Annotated in this window: 1 protein-coding gene; it reads left to right on the forward strand. The window is 71.4% G+C overall.

The window, feature by feature from the left end; genetic code table 11:
- The first annotated feature begins 90 nt into the window (after nt 1-90).
- Entirely contained in the window at nt 91-762 is a 672-nt protein-coding gene (locus SSOG_RS35795; protein WP_009719152.1) for a hypothetical protein, read from the forward strand.
- The last annotated feature ends 290 nt before the right edge of the window (nt 763-1,052 follow it).

Below are 1,052 nucleotides of genomic sequence, written 5' to 3' on the forward strand. Positions count from 1 at the left end.
CCCCGCGTGGCACATACACGTCGCAGAATTCGTATTCCGGCATCGCATCTATTGTGCGGGAACTGCCCTGGTACGGATAGCGTCTGCACTATGTCTGATGCTGCGCAGCCATCCGCTGCCGAGGTACGCGCCGCCGCTGAAGCGGTGAAAGCCGCACTGGACCGTCACCTCGACGCCGTCGAACGCCGGTCGGGGGAAGGCGACCCGGCCGTCTACGCCGCGTTCAACGAACTGGCGGCGGCAGCCGAGGTCTACGACGAGCTGCTCTATGACACCTACGACGAGGTCACGCCCTTCGAAATCCCGGGCGACGACAGCCTGCCCGCCTATGCGGGCCCGGACGAACCCAGTGCGCTCAGCGTGCTGATCCGCCGGGACTACGCGGTCGTCGAACCGCAGCGGCTGCTGTCGCAGGCCCAGCGCATCGTCGACCTGGATCCGGACCTCGACACCGGAGGCGGCCGCCTGGGCGGCGGGACGGCCGGTGCCGGGGAGAGCGTCCATGCCGCTCTCGGCGTCGTGTTCGGCGAGTTCGAGCCGGACGAGATCGCCTCCCGGCACAAGGAGTTCGGCCTGGAGGAGGGCGACTCGACTCTCTGGGTCTCGGCCCTCGAAGAGCCCGCCGAACCGGGCGAGTGGCTGACCGCCCCGTTCGACCTGGCCGATCCCGAGCAGATCGTGTGCCGCTTCGACGTCAGCTCGGTCTTCGACGAGGAGCTGGACGACGAGGACGATCTCGAGGTGCTGGGCCCGGGGAGCTGAACCCGGCAGATCCGCCGCCCCCCGGACCCTCCGGCCGCCCGCCCGCGGCCTTAGGGGGTGTCTTGCCGATCATGCCGGGCTCCCGACGCCGCTGTGACATCAGCCGCTGCCGCGGCGGGCGGCACCTCGCGGCCCCACGCTCGTCGCGCGCAGCGCCTCCCCCAGCTACCGCTGGGGGTGCCCCCTCTCGCTGCGTTGTCGGGCCCGTCCAAGGAGGCCCGCCCCCGGACTCCGTCCGGGGGTGCCCCCGCGAGGACGACCCTCCGCCTTGCGATCGCACGCGCCCCCGG

Source organism: Streptomyces himastatinicus ATCC 53653, from assembly GCF_000158915.1.
GTDB lineage: Bacteria > Actinomycetota > Actinomycetes > Streptomycetales > Streptomycetaceae > Streptomyces > Streptomyces himastatinicus.

What these genes read in the sequence shown, in the direction of transcription:
- SSOG_RS35795 (WP_009719152.1), top strand. Translation starts at nt 91, where the DNA reads ATGTCTGATGCTGCGCAGCCATCCGCTGCCGAGGTACGCGCCGCCGCT.